At 41.7% G+C, this 19,159-nt stretch carries 24 protein-coding genes; 20 read left to right on the top strand and 4 right to left on the bottom strand.

Features of this window, described 5'->3' with window-relative positions:
• The first annotated feature begins 141 nt into the window (after nucleotides 1-141).
• Entirely contained in the window at nucleotides 142-792 is a 651-nt protein-coding gene (locus tag EJA10_RS15710) for a ferric reductase-like transmembrane domain-containing protein (RefSeq protein WP_125480963.1), read from the top strand.
• Nucleotides 793-953: 161 nt separating this feature from the next.
• Here the strand turns inward: EJA10_RS15710 and EJA10_RS15705 are convergent, their stop codons facing one another.
• The gene (locus EJA10_RS15705) at nucleotides 954-1,319 is read right to left on the bottom strand and encodes a hypothetical protein (protein WP_125480962.1); all 366 of its coding nucleotides are present in this window, start codon (nucleotides 1,317-1,319) and stop codon (nucleotides 954-956) included.
• Nucleotides 1,320-1,515: 196 nt separating this feature from the next.
• Here EJA10_RS15705 and EJA10_RS15700 point away from each other — a divergent pair, with 196 nt between their 5' ends.
• The 6 genes from EJA10_RS15700 (at nucleotide 1,516) to EJA10_RS15675 (ending at nucleotide 7,121) form a co-directional block, all read left to right on the top strand.
• Entirely contained in the window at nucleotides 1,516-2,733 is a 1,218-nt protein-coding gene (locus EJA10_RS15700) for an MFS transporter (RefSeq protein ID WP_125480961.1), read from the top strand.
• A gap of 196 nt (nucleotides 2,734-2,929) precedes the next feature.
• The gene (locus tag EJA10_RS15695) at nucleotides 2,930-3,121 is read left to right on the top strand and encodes a hypothetical protein (RefSeq protein WP_125480960.1); all 192 of its coding nucleotides are present in this window, start codon (nucleotides 2,930-2,932) and stop codon (nucleotides 3,119-3,121) included.
• Nucleotides 3,122-3,238: 117 nt separating this feature from the next.
• The gene (locus tag EJA10_RS15690) at nucleotides 3,239-3,460 is read left to right on the top strand and encodes a YozE family protein (protein WP_125480959.1); all 222 of its coding nucleotides are present in this window, start codon (nucleotides 3,239-3,241) and stop codon (nucleotides 3,458-3,460) included.
• A 192-nt stretch (nucleotides 3,461-3,652) separates the two neighbouring features.
• Entirely contained in the window at nucleotides 3,653-4,603 is a 951-nt protein-coding gene (locus tag EJA10_RS15685; RefSeq protein WP_125480958.1) for an ABC transporter ATP-binding protein, read from the top strand.
• The gene (gene opuFB, locus EJA10_RS15680) at nucleotides 4,604-6,121 is read left to right on the top strand and encodes an osmoprotectant update ABC transporter permease/substrate-binding subunit OpuFB (RefSeq protein WP_125480957.1); all 1,518 of its coding nucleotides are present in this window, start codon (nucleotides 4,604-4,606) and stop codon (nucleotides 6,119-6,121) included. It abuts the gene before it with no gap.
• A 301-nt stretch (nucleotides 6,122-6,422) separates the two neighbouring features.
• On the top strand, nucleotides 6,423-7,121 hold the full coding sequence (locus EJA10_RS15675) for a hypothetical protein (protein WP_125480956.1): 699 nt from the start codon (nucleotides 6,423-6,425) through the stop codon (nucleotides 7,119-7,121).
• Here the strand turns inward: EJA10_RS15675 and EJA10_RS23460 are convergent.
• Nucleotides 7,118-7,288, bottom strand: a complete 171-nt coding sequence (locus EJA10_RS23460; RefSeq protein ID WP_170169162.1) for a hypothetical protein — start codon at nucleotides 7,286-7,288, stop codon at nucleotides 7,118-7,120. The two genes, EJA10_RS15675 and EJA10_RS23460, sit on opposite strands and share 4 nt — an antisense overlap.
• A 139-nt stretch (nucleotides 7,289-7,427) precedes the next feature.
• On the opposite strand from EJA10_RS23460, the gene EJA10_RS15670 reads away from it, so the two are divergent.
• A complete protein-coding gene (locus tag EJA10_RS15670) occupies nucleotides 7,428-7,601 on the top strand; it encodes a YozD family protein (RefSeq protein WP_125480955.1) in 174 nt (57 codons plus the stop codon).
• Nucleotides 7,602-7,737: 136 nt separating this feature from the next.
• Entirely contained in the window at nucleotides 7,738-8,508 is a 771-nt protein-coding gene (locus EJA10_RS15665) for a sporulation protein (RefSeq protein ID WP_125480954.1), read from the top strand.
• 44 nt (nucleotides 8,509-8,552) lie between these two features.
• Here EJA10_RS15665 and EJA10_RS23955 read toward each other — a convergent pair whose 3' ends face one another.
• Nucleotides 8,553-8,684 carry a hypothetical protein gene (locus tag EJA10_RS23955; RefSeq protein WP_281274524.1) on the bottom strand — a complete coding sequence of 44 codons (132 nt, stop codon included), beginning with the start codon at nucleotides 8,682-8,684 and terminating at the stop codon, nucleotides 8,553-8,555.
• Nucleotides 8,685-8,863: 179 nt separating this feature from the next.
• Between EJA10_RS23955 and deoD the strand changes: the two genes are divergently transcribed.
• The 8 genes from deoD (at nucleotide 8,864) to EJA10_RS15625 (ending at nucleotide 17,662) form a co-directional block, all read left to right on the top strand.
• Nucleotides 8,864-9,568 (top strand): purine-nucleoside phosphorylase, encoded by a 705-nt coding sequence (deoD, locus tag EJA10_RS15660; protein ID WP_125480953.1) that lies wholly within the window; start codon nucleotides 8,864-8,866, stop codon nucleotides 9,566-9,568.
• A 176-nt stretch (nucleotides 9,569-9,744) separates the two neighbouring features.
• On the top strand, nucleotides 9,745-10,599 hold the full coding sequence (locus EJA10_RS15655) for a M15 family metallopeptidase (protein WP_125480952.1): 855 nt from the start codon (nucleotides 9,745-9,747) through the stop codon (nucleotides 10,597-10,599).
• A gap of 192 nt (nucleotides 10,600-10,791) precedes the next feature.
• Nucleotides 10,792-13,188 (top strand): heavy metal translocating P-type ATPase, encoded by a 2,397-nt coding sequence (locus EJA10_RS15650; RefSeq protein ID WP_125480951.1) that lies wholly within the window; start codon nucleotides 10,792-10,794, stop codon nucleotides 13,186-13,188.
• A 28-nt stretch (nucleotides 13,189-13,216) separates the two neighbouring features.
• Nucleotides 13,217-13,423 (top strand): copper chaperone CopZ, encoded by a 207-nt coding sequence (gene copZ / locus EJA10_RS15645; RefSeq protein WP_125480950.1) that lies wholly within the window; start codon nucleotides 13,217-13,219, stop codon nucleotides 13,421-13,423.
• 136 nt (nucleotides 13,424-13,559) lie between these two features.
• A complete protein-coding gene (locus tag EJA10_RS15640) occupies nucleotides 13,560-15,062 on the top strand; it encodes a lmo1851 family serine protease (RefSeq protein ID WP_425462101.1) in 1,503 nt (500 codons plus the stop codon).
• A 65-nt stretch (nucleotides 15,063-15,127) separates the two neighbouring features.
• Complete coding sequence (locus tag EJA10_RS15635) at nucleotides 15,128-16,042, top strand: CobW family GTP-binding protein (protein ID WP_125480948.1); 915 nt, start codon at nucleotides 15,128-15,130, stop codon at nucleotides 16,040-16,042.
• 64 nt (nucleotides 16,043-16,106) lie between these two features.
• Nucleotides 16,107-16,286, top strand: a complete 180-nt coding sequence (locus EJA10_RS15630; RefSeq protein WP_125480947.1) for a DUF2188 domain-containing protein — start codon at nucleotides 16,107-16,109, stop codon at nucleotides 16,284-16,286.
• A gap of 530 nt (nucleotides 16,287-16,816) precedes the next feature.
• Nucleotides 16,817-17,662: a hypothetical protein gene (locus EJA10_RS15625; protein WP_125480946.1), complete on the top strand. Its 846-nt coding sequence runs from the start codon at nucleotides 16,817-16,819 to the stop codon at nucleotides 17,660-17,662.
• 72 nt (nucleotides 17,663-17,734) lie between these two features.
• Here the strand turns inward: EJA10_RS15625 and EJA10_RS15620 are convergent, their stop codons facing one another.
• The gene (locus EJA10_RS15620; protein ID WP_125480945.1) at nucleotides 17,735-17,974 is read right to left on the bottom strand and encodes a DNA alkylation repair protein; all 240 of its coding nucleotides are present in this window, start codon (nucleotides 17,972-17,974) and stop codon (nucleotides 17,735-17,737) included.
• 119 nt (nucleotides 17,975-18,093) lie between these two features.
• Between EJA10_RS15620 and EJA10_RS15615 the strand changes: the two genes are divergently transcribed.
• The 3 genes from EJA10_RS15615 to EJA10_RS15605 all read left to right on the top strand — a co-directional run bounded on the left by EJA10_RS15615 (nucleotide 18,094) and on the right by EJA10_RS15605 (nucleotide 19,157).
• Complete coding sequence (locus EJA10_RS15615; protein ID WP_125480944.1) at nucleotides 18,094-18,360, top strand: hypothetical protein; 267 nt, start codon at nucleotides 18,094-18,096, stop codon at nucleotides 18,358-18,360.
• A 194-nt stretch (nucleotides 18,361-18,554) separates the two neighbouring features.
• Nucleotides 18,555-18,881, top strand: a complete 327-nt coding sequence (locus EJA10_RS15610) for a rhodanese-like domain-containing protein (protein WP_125480943.1) — start codon at nucleotides 18,555-18,557, stop codon at nucleotides 18,879-18,881.
• 12 nt (nucleotides 18,882-18,893) lie between these two features.
• Complete coding sequence (locus EJA10_RS15605) at nucleotides 18,894-19,157, top strand: metal-sensitive transcriptional regulator (protein ID WP_125480942.1); 264 nt, start codon at nucleotides 18,894-18,896, stop codon at nucleotides 19,155-19,157.
• Nucleotides 19,158-19,159 lie beyond the last annotated feature (2 nt).

Here is a 19,159-nt window from a genome sequence, read left to right as displayed (position 1 = left end):
TTTATTATCCATATATTGGATGGATATGGCGATTTTGGTGTCAATATCGGAGGGCCCCCTCAAAGTCCGCTGGATATTTTTAAAGCGTTTGTCCAGGATGTCATAGTTGAAATAGCTGTTAATTTAGAAGGGGAAATTTTTATGAATTTATTTATAAGGCACATGATTGTTGGAGTGACAAGCAGTATTCTTGTCTACCTATTCTTAATTAGTCGGTCTGAATGGAGTTCTATGCATGCTTGGAATAAAGCTTATGCTGATGTTTCTCTCCTTCTTCTCGTCATAACCATTATGATCGGTCCTTTAACTAGATTAAATAACCTATTTAAGTGCTTTTTATCATGGAGAAGGGAGTTAGGGATTTGGTGTTCCATCATGGCTTTACTACATGTATATGTACTATTCCAGGGTTGGTTTTACTGGGAACCGATCAGAATGATCATTGGCGTAAACCAAGAAACTGGCCAGCTTTCATTTGATCCTGGTTTCACCCTCGCCAACCTAGTTGGTGCTGTGGGATTAGCCTACTTATTACTGCTTGCTTTAATATCAAATAATTATGCAATAAAAGTTTTAGGGAAAAGAAGTTGGGACTACCTCCAAAAGAAAAGTGGGACACTTTATATACTAGGAGTAGTACACACTGCATTTTTTCTCTTCTTTTTTAGATTAGGCAGTTATAATTGGGTACAAAGGCCTTTTTTAGTCACCATAACAGTTATTTTCGTGCTGCAATGGGCTGTTTTTATTCGAAGCGTCTATCAAAGCAAAAATAGAAGGAAAATATTATAGGGTTCTTTTTTTGGCAGTTGGAATTGACTGTAATTTAAAACCATTTAATGCGGAAGAATTGTAGCAATGATTGAGGAAACCCTCGTAGCTTTTTGGGTATGTCGTTCCTGTATTAAAAGGAATCAGGGGGGAGTCTGGAAGTTCGTTGGATATCAGCCGAACTAGAAAAGCGTAACAAATCCCCATCCTGCTGTTGCAAACAGAGTGACCAGTCCAAATGTAAGGCCAATCAGTTGCCGGTTTCCTTTTTTCTGTTGATATAAATATTCTTTGTAATCAATATTCCCTTGGGCAAACTGGAGTCCGATTTCATCTGGCTCGATTCTGTAAATGTTTCCGTCTTTATCAGTCAGCAGAATTTTTGAAATCACTCCGCGTCTCTCAGCTAGAAAGGGTTTGCCTGCTTCAATGGCAAATCTGCCTTCCCCAATCAATTCAATATACAATGGACGATATATTGTTAATTGTACGATTTGTTCTGCTGTACTGTATGCCAGCTGATCGATATTTTGATGAGAAACACACACTTTTTTCACCTCACTATGATTATATTAAAAAAGTTCAAAAATGGAACAAGAAATTCTTCGATTCATCCTTTGTGCATAATTTGCCAAGTATTTAGAGATAGGGTGCCACGGCGTCCTTTTTTTGAGTATATGAAATATTATTATTTTAATTGTTAGTATAATTATTATATTGAATTTTGTTTAAATGGGGGATTTTATGATTCGTGGTTCATGGAAAGCATTAGCATGGATTGCATTAGCTGAATTATGCGCATTAAGCTTGTGGTTTAGTGCTTCGGTTATAGCACCCGAACTTATTCAAGTATGGAATCTTAGCTCAAACTTAGAAGCATGGCTGTCCGCTTCTGTCCCAATCGGTTTTGTGACAGGTGCATTAGTCAGTTCGTATTTTGGGATAGCAGATCGTTTTAATCCCCGGAAGGTTTTTGCATTTTCAGCGTTTCTAGGCGCATTGATGAATGCCTCACTTATCCTGGCAGATCAAGCTTATCTCGGCATCCTGCTTAGGATTTTAACTGGTATATCACTCGCTGGAGTATATCCGATAGCTGTGAAAATTTTATCACAATGGTTTCCAAAAAAACGGGGGTTTGCTATTGGAATCTTGATCGCTGCTTTAACTCTTGGGTCCTCTTTACCACATTTTATTATAATGTTCTTTTCGTCGTTAAATTGGCAATTAGTGATTATTTGCAGTTCCATATTGGCATTACTCGCAGCTATCATTGTCATTTGGATTTTAGAAGATGCTCCCGTAACTATAAATAAATCACCCTTCTCATTCAAGTTAATAAAAAAGGTAATATCGAATAAACCGGTAATGCTTGCGAACTACGGTTACTTTGGGCATATGTGGGAATTGTATGCGATGTGGACGTGGATACCGATCTTTTTGACTGCCAGTTTTACAAGCTATTCACCAGGAATTTCCCCTTGGTTCATTGCATTATCTTCTTTTATTACAATCGGAATTGCAGGAGGAATTGGTTGTGTAGTAGGAGGACTAGTCTCAGATAAAATTGGAAGAGCCAACTTAACGATAATTTCTATGTTGATCAGTGCCATCTGCTGTATCTTGATTGGTTTTACTTTTGGCCAATATATTTGGTTGACTCTAGTCCTTTCTATTATTTGGGGAATGTCTGTTATATCAGATTCCGCACAGTTTTCTGCCGCGGTTTCAGAGGCAGCAGAAGCTGAGTATGTAGGAACGGCCCTTACTTTTCAAATGTGCATTGGTTTCCTGATTACTATCTTTTCGATAAATCTCATCCCTGTTATCCAAAGGTTTGTTGGTTGGGAATGGGTCTTTACAGGTTTGGCGATTGGACCGATTCTAGGCATTGTGTCTATGGTCCAATATAAACGGTATGAAATTGGTCATGTTAAAGGAACAATAGGTTCTATAAAATAAAATCATGCAGGACATTACCTTCGAAGAATATATGATTATCGAAACGTAGCTGCCTTTATTTCTTATATAGGTCATGTGATTTTTTTAACCAAGGTCTGCCTTTTGTTCACAAAAGATTCACTTTTCCTTTTTATTGCAGTGAACCACTGTCCTTATAATAGAGTGGGGAGTATTTATAGATAAAAGGGGAGAGAACATGTACATCGCCTTATCGGTTATGCTTGTAGCGGCTCTATTTGTCCTGTTCATGTGCGGATATTTTGTAAGGCTGATCATCGAGAAATACGGAATGAACTGGCTTCATGCTGTGCCCATCACCATTGCGATATTAATGGTAAACATCATCTGGGCACTGCTGGAAATGGCAAAATCATCAAGATGGCAGTAAACCTTTAAGCACCTTCCAGGATGGAGGTGCTTAATTTTTTTTGCATTAGATTGGACGGAACTGGCGGTTATCCGTTATAGTATGGGCAAGCTAATCTTTAATAGGCAGGCGTTTATTATGTACAAGAGCTTTTATCATTTTTTAATGAAATACAGGACCTCAGCTCCAAAGGACCCAGTCAGCAGGTTTGCAAACTCTGCATATGATGACCTCTCATTCCCTAAAAACTCAGAGGATTATCATGAGATCAGCAGCTACCTGGAAATGAACGGGCAATATCCAGAAAGCATGTCTGTTTTCGATGAAGCCTGGGAGCAGTACCTGATAGCTGAAAGTTAACATGAACTTCTGCGGAATCCGCAGAGGTTTTTTTATTCGTCTTAATAACGTTTACTGTCAAACAACCGAGCAGTCTAAAATTTGATAGTTAGACGATATGCGGGAAAAATAGAAGTATGTTTATGGGATTGGTTTTTATTAGAAACTCTTGGGGAATATCAAGAAGTGATTAAAAATTAAAGGGGTGGAGCAATGATCCGGTTTGAAAATGTCTCCAAACAGTATCCCGATGGGACCACTGCTGTTAATGCAATTAATTTGAATATTAAAGAAGGCGAATTTTTCGTTTTGATCGGTCCCAGTGGTTCCGGAAAGACAACCGTATTGAAAATGATTAACAGGCTGATTCCCCTGTCGGAGGGGACAATCTTCATCAACGGCAAAAAAATCAGTGAATACGATATACATGAACTGCGCTGGGATATTGGCTATGTTCTCCAGCAGATTGCCCTTTTTCCACATATGACAATTGGAGAAAATATTGCAATTGTGCCGGAACTTAAAAAATGGGAAACAGATAAGACGGATAAGCGTATCGATGAGTTATTGAAAATGGTAGGGCTGGAGCCTGAAATCTACCGCGATCGAAAACCGCATGAGCTTTCAGGCGGACAGCAGCAGAGGGTTGGCGTCACTCGTGCGCTGGCAGGCAACCCGCCAATTATTTTAATGGATGAGCCATTTAGTGCCCTGGATCCACTAAGCAAGGAAAAATTACAGGATGACCTTATACAGCTTCAGCAAAAAATTAAGAAAACGATTGTCTTTGTCACGCATGATATGCAGGAAGCTTTGAAGCTCGGAGATCGAATCTGTTTAATGAAGGATGGGGAAGTCATTCAGATCGGCACTCCCGGAGAATTGCTGGCAAACCCAGTGAACGAGTTTGTCAGGGAGTTTGTGGGAGAGGGCCATAGACTAAGAGGAGAAGTGTTTAACTTACATAATGTACTATTGCCAGTTGCGCAAGAAGAGATACCTGAAACGGTGATCCATGCATCCGCATCATTGAATGAAACGCTTAGCTTGCTGTCGAAATCAGAAGAGCTTGCTGTAGAAGAGAATGGACAAATCATTGGTGTGGTCAACAGGCAGGCCATCATACGTGCGCTGGCAGGCACATTGCAGGAAGAGGTGAGATAAGTGAATACCTTTACCTCTGTTTTTAACGAACGGAAAGGCCAATTACTCAGCGTGCTCATTGAGCATATCCAGATTTCGCTTATCGCGCTATTCTTTGCAGTCCTGATCGCCATACCACTGGGAATCTATTTGACGAGAAGAGAAAGAGCAGCAGAAGGGATTATTGGTATTACGGCAGTCCTGCAGACCATTCCTTCATTGGCTTTGCTGGGCTTACTGATTCCTTTATTCGGGATCGGCAAAATCCCGGCAATCATTGCTCTGGTTGTATACGCACTGCTGCCTATTCTAAGGAATACTTACACAGGCATAAAGGAAGTGGATGCGTCCATCATTGAAGCGGCCAGGGCAATGGGGATGAACAGGCGGAAGCGGCTCATGAAGGTGGAGCTTCCTGTGGCGATGCCAGTGATCATGGCCGGTATTCGAACAGCGATGGTGTTAATTGTAGGAACGGCGACCCTTGCTGCTTTGATCGGAGCAGGGGGGTTAGGGGAGCTCATCTTGCTCGGCATCGACCGGAATAATACTGCCTTGATCGTTATTGGGGCTATCCCAGCTGCCTTATTGGCAATTCTGTTTGATATGCTGCTTCGACGATTTGAACATATGTCTTTTAAAAAGTCATTGACTGCTTTGGGCATTTTTGCAGCAGCCATGCTTTTGGTTATATCGTTGCCGCTCCTGTCAAAGGATGCTCAAGAGGACCTTGTCATTGGGGCGAAATTAGGCTCGGAACCGGAAATCCTTATCAATATGTATAAGCTGCTCATTGAAAATGAAACAGACCTGAACGTCGTCATAAAGCCGGGTCTTGGAAAAACTTCGTTTGTATTCAATGCTTTGCAGTCAGGAAGTATCGATGTGTACCCTGAGTTCACAGGGACAGCTATTGCTGAATTCCTGAAAGAGAGTGCAGATAGTACAGACAGAGGCGAGGTTTATGAGCAGGCAAGGAAAGGGATGGAGGAACAGTTTGGCATGGTACTGTTAAAACCAATGTCCTACAATAATACCTACGCATTGGCAGTGCCTGACCAATTAACTGAAGAGTTCGGTCTGCAAACAATCTCAGATCTAAAAGCCGTTGAACAAAATCTGAAAGCAGGATTCACTTTGGAGTTTTCCGATAGAGAAGACGGATACAGAGGGATTCAACAGCTGTATGGACTGGATGTTCCAAGCGTCGTCACGATGGAACCAAAGCTACGGTATGGTGCGATTCAAAAAGGCGAAATCAATCTGGTGGATGCTTATTCGACCGACAGTGAAATCGAAAGATATAACCTGAGGGTTCTGGAGGATGATAAAAACCTATTTCCTCCTTATCAAGGAGCCCCGCTGTTAAGAGAAGAAACGGCAGAAGAATATCCGGAGCTCGTAAAAGTCCTCAATAAGCTCAGCGGGAAAATCACCGATGATGAAATGCGTGAAATGAATTATAAAGTAAATGTCGAAGGAGCAAGCCCTCAAGACATCGCAAGGGAGTACCTGGAAAAGGAAGGCTTGCTGAAATAAAGGAAGAAAACCGCCTGGGTATTAGAGGCCACTGAAAATTTGCCGATTTTTTAGATTTTCTTGAAAATCCAAATGAAAAGAACCGATTCACTTCTATGTTTTGGAAGTGAATCGGTTCTTTTTGCTTCTATTTTTGTAACATAGTTTTAGAATTCATTTTAAATTCCTTATCTTCCTTATTTGTTAAAGCATTCTCAACTCAAAATAATCATCCTTCCTCATCTAGGCGTGGCGATTTTCAGAATAATGCATATACTGTTGTAATCACTATTCACGACTCATCGTTGAGAGGATGGAGGCAATGGAAAAACGGAAGAAACCTAAATTTAACATCGGTGATACAGTCGTGATCACTATTTATGGGACTGTGGGGAAAGTGACGGATATAAAGTGGCTTGATGGCCTTCATGTATATGAGATAAACAAAAGCGAGGGCTTGTATCTGGAAACAAGTTTACAAATGCTCTCTGAGTATGATGGAAAGCTGCTTGAAAAGGAGCAAATCGACATCGAATACAAATATTTCTTTGGTGATTTAGTCCAGGTCAAAGGATATGGTGCAGACCTTTTTAAAGTGGTAGGGTTCAGGACAGAAATCTGGAGATATAAAGAAGATGCCTGGGAAGATGTCATATATGAGCTTTCGAGGATCAAAGATGGAGAATGGCTTGAAGCGGGAGAAGAGGAACTGACTCTGGTAGCGGATTCGGACAGTGCGGAGACGTTCATCCAAAAACTCGGCCTGCTATTTTCGGCAAACAAAGAGGTGAAACCATCGGTCAACCTTGAAAAAAAGGTTCAGCATCCCCGAGCCGGAGAAAAGGAAGAATTGCGGAAAATCAATCAAAAAAGAATGACGATTGATAATCTGCTCGACATTTATAATGATTATCGCATCCTATACAAATGGTTCAATGATGATGAGTACGCTCATGTAATGAGAGTCATTCTGCGCAAGCTGTCAATCCTCGTTAATAACGACGGCAAAAGCCATGTTTAAATTAATCCGGTGAATTGGAGCAGCACATAAGTCATAAAAGGAACGCCCGCTACAAGAATGATCTTAAATAAAAACTGCACAATGCTTTCAAACATTTCAATGATTACACTATCTTCTTTATTAACATCCTCCAGGAATTTTTCAGAGATCAGAGCCAGTCTTTCCATGAACATTCACTCCCGTATTTTAAGTTATTCCATTCTATGCTTGTCCCATCTGATTAGAACGTATACGAAAAAATTTCCAAGCTTGGCATGAAACGGGCCTGATTCACATACATTTGGAATAATAAAGGGGGGCGAATCTGTGAAAGAGATTGAGGTTTTTATCGATACAGAAGAAATTGCTGAATTTTTCTTTCATGAACTTGTAAAGAGGGGATACGTTCCCACTGAAGAGGAACTAGAGGAGATGGCAGATATCACATTTGAATATCTGATTGAAAAGTGCATCATCGATGAAGAACAGGATATTGACTAAAGCATTCTATTTTAGGCAGATGCAGCGGCTCTGCCTTTTTATTTTTTGAAAATTTTATCAAGATTGAAACCCTGCTCCATAACAACCGTATATATAAATATGAAATAAAAAATGAAGGTCCAGGGAGGAATAAGGAATGTCATTTTTCAATAAAGTTTTTGCCAGTGTGGGGATTGGTTCTGCAAAGGTTGATACTAAACTTGAAAAGGATCGCGTTATGCCAGGGGAAGAGGTACGTGGAATTGTGTTTATCCGTGGCGGAAGCACAGAGCAGAATATTGATGACATCTATTTGAGTTTACATACAACTTATATAAAAGAAGTTGATGAAAAGAAATATACAGCCACAGCCGAAATCGACCGTTTCAAGCTGACTCAGTCATTTGTAATCAGGGAAAACGAGCTGAAGGAAATCCCATTCTCTTTCAGACTGCCACTTGAAATGCCATTGTCAATGGGCAAGACAAAGGTTTGGGTGTCAACTGGCCTTGATATCAAGAATGCGGTTGACCCAACAGACAAGGATTTTCTGACAGTCGTCCCAAATCCATTAATGGAAGGCATTTTCAATGCAGTTGGACAGCTTGGGTTCCGTTTGAGAGAAGCGGAGTGCGAACAAGCTCCTAGACATCTTCGCAGGCGTTTGCCATTTGTACAGGAATTCGAATTCGTACCTTCTTCAGGCCCGTTCAGAGGAAGGCTGGATGAACTGGAACTGATTTTTTATCCTTTGAATGAAAACGAAATTGAAGTGCTTATGCAGGTGGACCGAAAAGCAAGAGGACTTGGCGGCTTCTTATCCGAGGCAATGGGAATGGACGAAACATTTGTCAGACTGACTGTACATGCTTCTGAAGTGCATACATTGCAGCGTAAATTCCAAAATACCATTCAGCGCTATTCTTGATTCAATGAAAGGACGATGAAGCAATGGCCTCATCGTCTTTTTTTTTACCCCTTACGCTTTCTTCCATTTGCGGAGAATTCCTTGCCGTGAGCTTCCTGCTCGGCAACGATTGCTTCAGCTGGTATGTGGTTGTTCTTCTTCGGCGAGTTGATTCTGTTTCGATGCTTTTTACCCATTTGTTTTCTCCCCTTTCTCTAGATGAGTGTCCAACGGATCAGGAATTTTTTGCATTGCCTTTGGTAAAGCTATCTCTAGCTTTCCCGTTAATAAAATTGTCATGAAACTGAAGATTTTCCTGCTTAGCTATATTGTGGTATAGTTTTTAAGGAGCAACCTATAGGATGGAGGATTTAAGATGAGTGTACATATTGGTGCTAAAGAAAATGAAATCGCAGAAACGGTATTGCTTCCCGGTGATCCTTTAAGGGCAAAATATATCGCTGAAACATTTCTTGAAGATGCACAATTATATAATGAAGTAAGGAATATGTTTGGCTACACAGGTACATATAAAGGAAAGCGGATTTCAGTACAAGGTACTGGAATGGGTGTTCCTTCCATTTCGATTTATATTAATGAATTAATGAACAGCTATAATGTTCAAAATTTAATCCGAGTTGGAACATGCGGAGCTATCCAGAAGGATGTCAAAGTGCGGGACGTCATCCTGGCTATGAGTTCATCCACAGATTCACAAATGAACCGCTTGACATTCGGCGGAGTGGACTATGCCCCGACTGCCGATTTTGACTTATTATATAAGGCTTACAATACCGGACTTGAAAAGGGCTTGAACCTCAAAGTCGGAAACGTGTTCACTGCTGACCAGTTCTACAACGACAATGCAGAATTGGAAAAATGGGCACAATATAAAATTCTCGCAGTAGAAATGGAAACAACTGCTCTATACACATTGGCGGCAAAATATGACCGTAAGGCGCTGTCCATCCTGACAGTCAGCGACCATATCCTCACTGGCGAAGAGACAACTTCTGAAGAGCGCCAGACAACATTCAATGATATGATAGAAGTCGCTCTTGAAGCTGCAATTAAAGAATAAGCTTGTGAAAACCCTTTCCTAATTGGAAGGGTTTTTCTTTTTATAACAGGTTTGCCTTTCTTTGTAGGCAGCCATACTGTGAATGGACAAGAATGGGAAAAAAGGCCATACGAAAGTTAGGCGAAAGATGTTAGAATGATAATATTGTTTTAAAATGTGGAAGATTGGTGGAAACAATGAAAAGAATATTGATGTTTGCAGCGATTCCCTTGCTTTTAGCAGGCTGTGCCCCTGTTGAGCCATACTTGGAAAAGATTCCTTATGTGGGAGAAAAGTTCTTTGGACAAGACCAGGATCCAGATAATCCTGCAGAGATGACTGAAAGTGAATCAGAGAACCGAACAAATGAAGAGCCAGAAGGAGCGGACAACCTTTCTGAGGAGGAGTTGACCCTTGAGGCTGGTTATTTTAATATCGTCCAGGAGACAGATGGCAAAAATGTCATTCGAAATCCGCAAAACACTCTGTCCCTTGTTAATAAATTGTTTGGCTTACCTGAGGATTACATCCCGGACGATTTGGTTCGCCCGAATGTGCCCTTCTCTTTTGGCGATGCAAAGCTGGAAAAGAGCCTGATGAGGAAAGAGGCAGCAGATGCTCTGGAAAAAATGTTTGATGCCGCTATGTCGGACGGGATAGAGTTGGCTGCAGTCTCCGGATTTCGATCCTATGGGCGCCAGGAAACCCTATTCAGTGCTGAGGTGCAAAAGGTCGGAGAGGAAAAAGCCCTTCAGGCGGTTGCGCGGCCTGGCAGCAGTGAGCACCAGACCGGATTGACGATGGATATTTCGAGCAAAACCAATGATTTTAACCTTAATGAACAGTTCGGCAAAACCAAAGAAGGCGTTTGGCTTGCACACAATGCCCACAAATTCGGGTTTATCCTCAGATACCCAAGGGGTAAAGAGGCTATAACTGGCTATATGTATGAGCCTTGGCATTTCAGATTTGTAGGAGTCAAGGCTGCTAAGGAAATCTATGAAAATGACTGGACATTGGAAGAGTATTTCGAAAACGTGAAGAAAATATAATACAGAAAGCCTCGGCATATTGCCGGGCTTTTTCTTTAACCATTATAAAAGTGTGATTTTTTTAACTGTAGGATATGAAAGAAACGCTAAAATTAAAAATAGGCGATTTTTATGGTTGCAAAATATACTATACAGGGGTATAGTAATTATTGAAGATAAACAAAACAAACCAGATCGAAGAGGGGTGGAAATATGAAAGAACAAATGACCTTCGACATTACCGGTATGACATGTGCCTCTTGTTCCACAAGGATTGAAAAAGTCCTGAATAAGATGGACGGCGTGGAGGCATCTGTAAACCTGGCGATGGAAAATGCCTCTGTCACATACGAACCAGATAAAATCAAACCTGATGATATTTTTAATAAAATCAATGACCTTGGGTACGGTGTAAGGAATGAAAAGGTTGATCTTGATGTTTTTGGAATGACTTGTGCAGCCTGCTCGACTAGGATCGAGAAGGTCCTCAATAAGATGGAAGGAATGGTGTCAGCCAATGTCAATTTGGCAACCGAATCAGCTTCTGTAGAATTCAACAGCGGCGTTCTCTCCATCGAGAAAGTCATTAGCAAAATACAGGACCTTGGATATGATGCGAAAGAAAAAGTACAGCGAGAAGCCAAGGCCCAGCAGAAAGAAGAGGAAATTAACGCTAAAAAACGCAAGTTGTTTATTTCGATTCTTTTATCTCTCCCGCTCTTGTATACAATGATAGGCCATGCGCCTTGGGATACAGGGCTTCCAATGCCTCATATTCTCATGAATCCATGGTTCCAGCTGCTGCTGGCAACTCCGGTCCAATTCTGGATCGGCGGACAGTTCTATGTGGGTGCATATAAATCACTGAAAAATAAAAGTGCGAATATGGATGTCCTTGTTGCTCTGGGGACCTCGGCAGCCTATTTTTACAGTCTGGCCGAAGGAATAAAAACTCTCGGAAATCCAGATTATATGCCGCATTTATACTTTGAAACAAGTGCAGTCCTGATTACCTTAATCCTCGTAGGGAAGCTTTTCGAAGCGCTGGCAAAAGGACGGACGACTGAAGCTATCTCAACGCTTTTAAGCCTGCAGGCAAAAGAAGCGACCGTCATTAGAGAGGGCCAAGAAATAAAAGTGCCTATTGAAGATGTGAAAGTAAATGAAACGATCATTGTAAAACCAGGTGAGAAAATTCCTGTCGATGGTAAGGTCGTGTCAGGTCAATCTGCAGTGGATGAAGCGATGATCACCGGTGAATCCATACCTGTTGAAAAGGTACCGGGAGACTCTTTGATTGGTGCAACAATCAACAAAAACGGAACATTGACGATGACCGCAACTAAGGTTGGAAAAGATACTGCGCTTGCAGGGATCATCAAGGTTGTCGAAGATGCCCAGGGAAGCAAAGCACCAATACAGCGAGTGGCAGACCAGATTTCCGGCATCTTTGTCCCGATTGTTGTCGGAATTGCGATAGTGACCTTCCTGGTCTGGTATTTCCTTATCACTCCGGGGGATTTTGCATCAGCACTTGAAACGGCTATTGCTGTGCTTGTCATCGCGTGCCCATGTGCTCTGGGTCTTGCTACGCCAACCTCAATCATGGTCGGTACAGGGAAGGGCGCAGAAACCGGCATTTTATTCAAAGGCGGAGAGCATTTGGAAGCCACTCATAAAATTGATGCTATTGTTCTTGATAAAACGGGTACAATTACAAAAGGGAAGCCAAGCGTGACAGATATTGAACTTTTTGGGGACGAAGATAAGGTCCTTCAATATCTCGTTTCTGCTGAAAAGGCCTCAGAGCACCCTCTTGCAGAAGCGATCGTAGAATATGGAGCCTCCAGGAGTGTTGAAATCCTCCCAATCGAGGAGTTTGAAGCCATTCCAGGGCATGGGATCAAAGCAACCCTTAATGGCGAAAAAGTATTTGTCGGCACACGGAAACTGATGAACAAAGAGGGAGTCGAATTCGACAGGTATGAGCAAAGGCTCGAAAAGCTGGAGCTTGAAGGGAAAACTGCCATGATGATTGCCATCGGAAATAAAATCAATGGCATCGTGGCCGTTGCCGATACTGTCAAAGAAACGGCCAAGACAGCCATCGAGGAACTGAAATCCCTCGGCATTGAAGTCTATATGCTTACTGGTGACAATACGCGCACTGCCCGAGCGATTGCAGCCCAGGTAGGAGTTGAAAATGTCATTGCAGAAGTATTGCCCGAAGAAAAGGCGAACCATGTAAAAGAACTTCAGCTCCAGGGCAAGAAGGTCGCCATGGTCGGCGATGGAATCAATGACGCGCCTGCGCTAGCTCTTGCTGACATTGGGATTGCCATAGGTACTGGAACGGATGTAGCTATAGAAGCTGCAGATGTTACGATTCTTGGCGGTGAACTGACACTGATTCCAAAAGCCATTTCACTGAGCAAGAAGACGATGAAAAACATCCGCCAAAACCTGTTCTGGGCACTGGCATACAACTCAGCAGGAATCCCGATTGCCGCCATGGGTCTTCTGGCTCCATGGGTTGCAGGAGCCGCTATGGCATTCAGTTCAGTTTCAGTCGTGACTAATTCCCTTCGTTTGAAGCGGATTAAGTTATAAATTTATAATAAAAGAGAGGAAGATTATAATGGAAAAAACAACTCTAAATGTATCAGGAATGACTTGTGGACACTGCGAAAAGGCTGTAAAGAACGCTCTTATGGGTGTAGATGGAGTGGCCAGCGTGGTCGTTTCCCTTTCAGAAGGAACTGCTGAAGTAGAATATGATGCTTCAAAAGCAGAAGTAGGCAAAATGAAAACAGCAGTTGAAGATCAAGGTTACGATGTAGAATAAGACTCAAAAGCAGCGGTTCTTGACCGCTGCTTTTTTGCGCAAAAAGGCTCTTCCTATTTTTCTGTTAATTTCACAGTAAAAATGTTATCCTAAACATTAAGGATTTTAAGCTTGATTGGAAAGTGGTGAAAAGGGATTGGATCAGCAAAAAAGCAATGAAGAAAACAAAGAAGAAACAATCGGTCAAGAAAAGGCTGCAGAGGCCGAGACTAAGAGTAGTTTTCTTCGGATAAAAAAGTTCCACTTTGCAATGCTGCTGTTTTTTCTCGTTTTTTTAACAGCAGGCATCACTACCTTAGCGCTCGCTTTCGGTGAAGATAAGCCAGCAGTACAGGTAATCAGGGAAAGAGAAGAATTTGCTAAGCTATATGATGCTTATGACACACTGAAAAATGACTATTATCAGGAAATCGACCAGGAAAAATTAATAAATGGTGCGATAGATGGCATGTTGAAATCCCTGGATGATCCATATTCGGATTATATGAGCAAGGAAGATGCCAAGAATTTTCATGAGAGCCTTTCTTCTTCATTTGAAGGCATTGGAGCTGAAATCCAGGAAAGGGAAGGCAGTATCTTTGTCGTAACTCCTTTGAAAGGGTCCCCCGCTGAAAAAGCTGGACTCCAGCCTGAAGACAAAATCATGTCTGTAGATGGAAAAAGCCTTCAAGGTATGAGTTCAACAGAAGCAGTCTCACTCATCAGAGGAGAAAAAGGGACTGACGTTAAATTGTCCATCCTTCGCCAGGGTGCTGAAAAGCCAGTGGATGTCACAATTACCCGGGATACAATCCCGATTGAAACGGTTTATGGCGAGATGCTTGAAGATGGAATCGCTAAAGTTCAAATCACAAACTTCTCCCAGAACACTGCTACCGAGCTGGTCGACATCTTGAACGACCTGCAAAAGCAGGGGATGAAGGGGCTTGTCCTTGATCTCCGCCAAAATCCAGGTGGACTTCTTGACCAGGCAATCAAAATCTCCAGCCTGTTTGTTCCCGAAGGGGAAATTCTGTTCCAGGTGGAAGACAGGGCAGGCAATGTTGAAAAATATGGATCAGAAAACAAGAACAATCATGAACTTCCATTAGTCGTCCTGATCGACAAGGGAAGTGCTAGTGCCTCTGAAATCCTGGCTGGTGCAGTCAGTGAGTCAGCTGGTGTGCCTTTAGTAGGTGAAAAATCCTTCGGAAAAGGTACTGTGCAGAGAGCGGAAGATTTCTCTGATGGTTCCAATATGAAATTCACGACAGAAAAATGGCTGACACCAAAGGGCAACTGGATTCATAAGAAGGGCATTAAGCCAGACCATGAAGTTGGCATGCCGGAATATGCAAGCTTGCCTTTCATTGATCCGGATGCAGAACTTACTGTATCAACCGCTTCCGAGCAGGTGAGGACAGCCCAGAAAATGCTGAAGGCTCTTGGTTTTGATCCAGGCCGTGAAGATGGATATTTTGACGAGAAGACGAAGGATGCTGTCGTTGAATTCCAAAAATCTAAGGAACTGGAAGAAACAGGCTTGCTTAAAGGCAGCTCAACAATTGAATTGATGAATTCGCTTCGTGAGCAAATCAAACAAGATGATCCGCAGATTAAAAAAGCAATCGAAGTTCTAAAGCAGGAAATGAATAAATAATCGAGGATCTCCAGCTTTGGCTGGAGATTTTCCATATTACATACCCTAAATAAGGCGGAAAGCTAATGAAAAAAACTGAAGTGTACATTTTATCTGGTTTCCTGGGAACAGGGAAAACGACTTTATTGAAGCAAATTTTACAGCATGAACAAGAGACAGGACGTACCATTGCAGTCATGATGAATGAACTTGGAAGTGTGTCGATCGATTCGGATGCGGTGGATTCAGATGTTCCTTTAAAAGAACTTCTTGGAGGATGCATATGCTGCACAATTCAGGACAAGCTTGAGTCTCAGCTGCAAGGCTTGCTTTTTGACCATGCTCTTGATGCCATTTATATCGAAACAACTGGAGCGGCACATCCTGTCGAAGTTCTCGACGCAGTCTTGTCTCCTTTGTTTGCAGATAAGCTGACCATAAAAGGAATCATCACAACAGTGGATGGAACACAGTGGCTAAACCGATCGAGCCTTGATCCGCAAGTGCACCAGCTTTTGCTGGAACAGGTGAAGCATGCTGACCTGGTCATCGTGAATAAATCTGATATGATCAGTGATTCAGAACAGGCTCGAGTCAGCATGGAAATGCAGTCTTTGAATTCCAGTGCAAAATGTTTATTGAGTTCCTATTCGAAAATCCCAATGAAACTGCTTGAAGGCATATCATACAGTAAGAAAGCAGACAGTGCAGACGCCCATGTCCTGACAGATTTAAGACTAAGCACCTTTGTTTATAAGTTTGAAAACCCAATCAGCCAGGAGGCCTTTGAAGAGTTTCTCAGGTCTTTGCCAGATTCCATTTACCGGATCAAAGGATATGTTCTATTTAGACATTCTCAGTATCCTGACCTTTTCCAGTATTCGTACGGGATGCCTTTATATATGAAAGAGTACATGAAAATGCCTCTTAACCTTGTGTTCATCGGTCAAGTGCCAGACTGGGGACAGATTGAAGGGAAGCTGAGGGAGCTGGAAAAGTAAAACGGTTTGGTATCTTTGGCAAAGGGGAAAACAAGGTATATCTTCTATGGAAAGGATGAGCAAAATGCCTTGGACCAAAAATGACTATCCAGCTTCAATGAAGAACCTTGACCCCGCTGTCCGTGACAAAGCAATTGAGATTGCCAATGCGCTTGTAACGGAAGAGCACTATGAAGATGGGAAAGCCATCCCGATTGCGATCGATAAAGCAAAAGAATTTGTTGAAAACCATAAAAATGACTAAAAGGCAGGACTCCCTTTTTGGTTATTTTTTGCTTTAACCACAGTACTAGGTGCTGTGGTATTTTTATTTGCCTTCTGCGTTTAGTCCGTTAAACTTTGGCCAGTGATTGTAATGGGAAAGAAGGGTATTTTATTTTTCGAGGGAGCTATTTCAGAACTTACTGAACTATCCCTAAAAAAAACAGATTTTATCACTACTGAAATAACCTGAACCACTACGAAAATTAGCCTAATCTCTAGGATTACCGTCTTATTACTACTTTTCCCGTGTAATGGTTGATTTTCAACACAAACCCTAAAGGGGTCCACTCATATATCTCCATTAACCTGAATAGATAAAAGCAAAAACGCAAAAACTTTCATGAAGTAATTTTTTGTGTGTCGTCCACGTCAGGTAGATCATTTCAGACTTAAAGCATTCAGAGTTTTGTCTGGTATAGAATAACAAAAACATCGTCAAGCTTCCCGAAAATCTTGCTAGGTGCAGAGACGATTTTCTGGAAATCCAAGAGTAAAAAGAGTGATGAGAAAATGAAAGCATTAAAAATCCTTTTAGTTGTCATTGTCTTCATTTTTTTTTATGGGGAAGACATCTATGCAAAGAAGCAGTCAAAGAAGGATTCAATCAAGATGACACAGTGGGAGAAGGTTAATGAGATTCTGCCTAGATACAGTAAGTTCACTGTTGTTGACCTTGAAACGGGTTTAAGGTTCCGTGTTCAGCGAAGAGCCGGGAGTAATCATGCGGATGTTCAGCCGATCACTTCCAGGGACACTGCAATAATGAAAAGAATATATGACGGAAAATGGAGTTGGAAACGACGGGCAATCATTGTTCTTTCTGAAGACAGGAAAATTGCGGCTTCCATGCATGGAATGCCACACGGAGGAGGGGCATTGAAAAACAACTTCCCGGGGCATTTTTGCATTCACTTTTATGGCAGTACGACCCACAGGACGAACTTTATGGACTTATCCCATAAATTGATGATTCTGAAGTCCGCAGGCAAGCTTGAAAAATACATTGAGCAAACAGATCCTTATGACCTCGTAAACGCGTACATTGCCGGCATTAAACAGCAGGATCCCAAGATAGTGTCCTTGATATCGTTGCAGGAAATGGACTGGGATACGATATTTCCTAAAATTGAAAATATCCGGATTTCCAGAATGGAAGTCCTTCCTGCCGAAGATGTCGGCGATCAGCTTACCCTGACAGTTCCTGTTGAACTCAATTGGCAGCTTAAAGGCACAGGTGGAAGGAGCTTTACAGGATTGATCAAACTGGTCAGATTCATGCCGCATGAGCAATGGAAAGTCGATTCAGTACAATTTTTTGAAGAAAACAGAATTAAAGCAGAAAGAAAAAAAGCTTGAGAAGAGTCTCAAGCTTTTTTTGGCCATTCAGGAAATCAGAGGCTCTATATGACGGCGCTTGTTTTCAAACGGTTAACTTTCACCAAACTTCGCAAAGGTCTTTTCATCTTCCACCAATCCGCATGCAGCGCACTGAATCTTTAATTCTGGTCCCCTATAAGGAAGATGAAAAGGGTCGAGCTGATCGTTCGAATATTGTTCCACGACTTCGCCTGACTGAGGGTTTAATTTTACAGCTTGCGGCACCTGTGAGATCATATTGAAGCGAGTTCGATTAGTCTTGCAGTTTGGGCATCTGTACGGTGTGCTCATATTCATTCTCCTTTAATGAAATTTAACTTTATTTTTTGCATTGGCCGGCTGAAATATGTAAATATAACTAGAGAAGGTGAATCATCAACCTATTAAATGCAGGAGGCCGTGAGAACCTTATGAATTATGAAAATCTGCTCGATGAATATCGAATGATCTGGAACAACCGAAGGCTCGAATCCGAAAATGCTTCTGAAGAAATACTGAAAGAGGCAATTTCAAGAGATTTAAAAGATGAAAACGCCCATCCGAGGGCGAGGAGAAAGCTGATGGAGAAATATTACCTTGCGACCAAGAGAATCTTGGAATCATCCCTTTCCCATGAGAGCAAAGTAACGCTGATCCAGCTGCATATGGAGTTGGCAGAGGAAATTCAAAAAGGCTGAAGGTAAAAAAGAGAATCATTATATGTAAACTATTAAACAGTTCACATTCATCCCACACTCCCTCTTAAGAAAAGCGACCGCAAAAAAATGTCAAAAATGGTCATGCAAAAGTATTGCATTTATACCCCTTGTGGTATAATATAGTGATTGTAAGTTCAGTAATGAACAAGAACAATCAAGAGGTGAAGAATAAGTTGCTAACAGGTTTTATCATCATTCTCTTTCTGGTGACGATTATTTTCAATCGCTATGTTCCTGTAAAGAATGTACCACCGATTAAGGGTGAGGATCAGAATGCGGTTTTTGTCGACCTTAGAGATTATCAAGATTCAGCAAAGAACCCAGTAAATGGCGCAATCAATATCCCATGTGGATATCTTAAAAGATATATGAAAGAAATTCCCGACAAGCAGATTGTCATTATTGCCTCCAACGAAGTAGAAAAGAACTTTGGCGCAAGGCTCCTAAAAAAATATGGTTATCATGTTAAAGGATATACAATTACAGGCCCATCACAATAGGAGGTGGCAAATTTGGAGTACAATAAAGAGGTCATCAATCGTTTGAAAAGAATTGAGGGACAGGTACGCGGGAGCATCCGTTTAATCGAAGAGCAGGATGAATGCAAATCTGTCGTCACACAGCTATCGGCGATCCGGTCCGCAGTTGACCGGGCGATTGCCTTGATTGTAAGCAAAAATCTTGAGCAATGCCTGATCAATGATCTCCAGGAAGGCAGGGAAACTTCCCAGGCCGTCAATGAAGCTGTAGAATTGCTTGTCAAGAGCAGAAAATAAAA

Origin of the sequence: Mesobacillus subterraneus (assembly GCF_003937825.1) — a bacterium.
GTDB classification, from domain to species: domain Bacteria; phylum Bacillota; class Bacilli; order Bacillales; family Cytobacillaceae; genus Mesobacillus; species Mesobacillus subterraneus.
This window is presented reverse-complemented; position numbering and strand designations above follow the sequence as displayed.

Excerpts from the sequence above, each read along its gene's own strand:
- EJA10_RS15665 (WP_125480954.1), top strand. The coding sequence starts at position 7,738 with ATGTCATTTTTCAATAAAGTTTTTGCCAGTGTGGGGATTGGTTCTGCA.
- EJA10_RS23955 (WP_281274524.1), bottom strand. The coding sequence starts at position 8,684 with ATGGGTAAAAAGCATCGAAACAGAATCAACTCGCCGAAGAAGAACAAC.
- EJA10_RS15695 (WP_125480960.1), top strand. The coding sequence starts at position 2,930 with ATGTACATCGCCTTATCGGTTATGCTTGTAGCGGCTCTATTTGTCCTG.
- EJA10_RS15690 (WP_125480959.1), top strand. The coding sequence starts at position 3,239 with ATGTACAAGAGCTTTTATCATTTTTTAATGAAATACAGGACCTCAGCT.
- EJA10_RS15650 (WP_125480951.1), top strand. The coding sequence starts at position 10,792 with ATGAAAGAACAAATGACCTTCGACATTACCGGTATGACATGTGCCTCT.
- copZ (WP_125480950.1), top strand. The coding sequence starts at position 13,217 with ATGGAAAAAACAACTCTAAATGTATCAGGAATGACTTGTGGACACTGC.
- EJA10_RS15655 (WP_125480952.1), top strand. The coding sequence starts at position 9,745 with ATGAAAAGAATATTGATGTTTGCAGCGATTCCCTTGCTTTTAGCAGGC.
- deoD (WP_125480953.1), top strand. The coding sequence starts at position 8,864 with ATGAGTGTACATATTGGTGCTAAAGAAAATGAAATCGCAGAAACGGTA.
- EJA10_RS15635 (WP_125480948.1), top strand. The coding sequence starts at position 15,128 with ATGAAAAAAACTGAAGTGTACATTTTATCTGGTTTCCTGGGAACAGGG.
- EJA10_RS15675 (WP_125480956.1), top strand. The coding sequence starts at position 6,423 with ATGGAAAAACGGAAGAAACCTAAATTTAACATCGGTGATACAGTCGTG.
- EJA10_RS15620 (WP_125480945.1), bottom strand. The coding sequence starts at position 17,974 with ATGAGCACACCGTACAGATGCCCAAACTGCAAGACTAATCGAACTCGC.
- EJA10_RS15710 (WP_125480963.1), top strand. The coding sequence starts at position 142 with ATGAATTTATTTATAAGGCACATGATTGTTGGAGTGACAAGCAGTATT.
- EJA10_RS15625 (WP_125480946.1), top strand. The coding sequence starts at position 16,817 with ATGAAAGCATTAAAAATCCTTTTAGTTGTCATTGTCTTCATTTTTTTT.
- EJA10_RS15700 (WP_125480961.1), top strand. The coding sequence starts at position 1,516 with ATGATTCGTGGTTCATGGAAAGCATTAGCATGGATTGCATTAGCTGAA.
- EJA10_RS23460 (WP_170169162.1), bottom strand. The coding sequence starts at position 7,288 with ATGGAAAGACTGGCTCTGATCTCTGAAAAATTCCTGGAGGATGTTAAT.
- EJA10_RS15685 (WP_125480958.1), top strand. The coding sequence starts at position 3,653 with ATGATCCGGTTTGAAAATGTCTCCAAACAGTATCCCGATGGGACCACT.
- EJA10_RS15615 (WP_125480944.1), top strand. The coding sequence starts at position 18,094 with ATGAATTATGAAAATCTGCTCGATGAATATCGAATGATCTGGAACAAC.
- EJA10_RS15630 (WP_125480947.1), top strand. The coding sequence starts at position 16,107 with ATGCCTTGGACCAAAAATGACTATCCAGCTTCAATGAAGAACCTTGAC.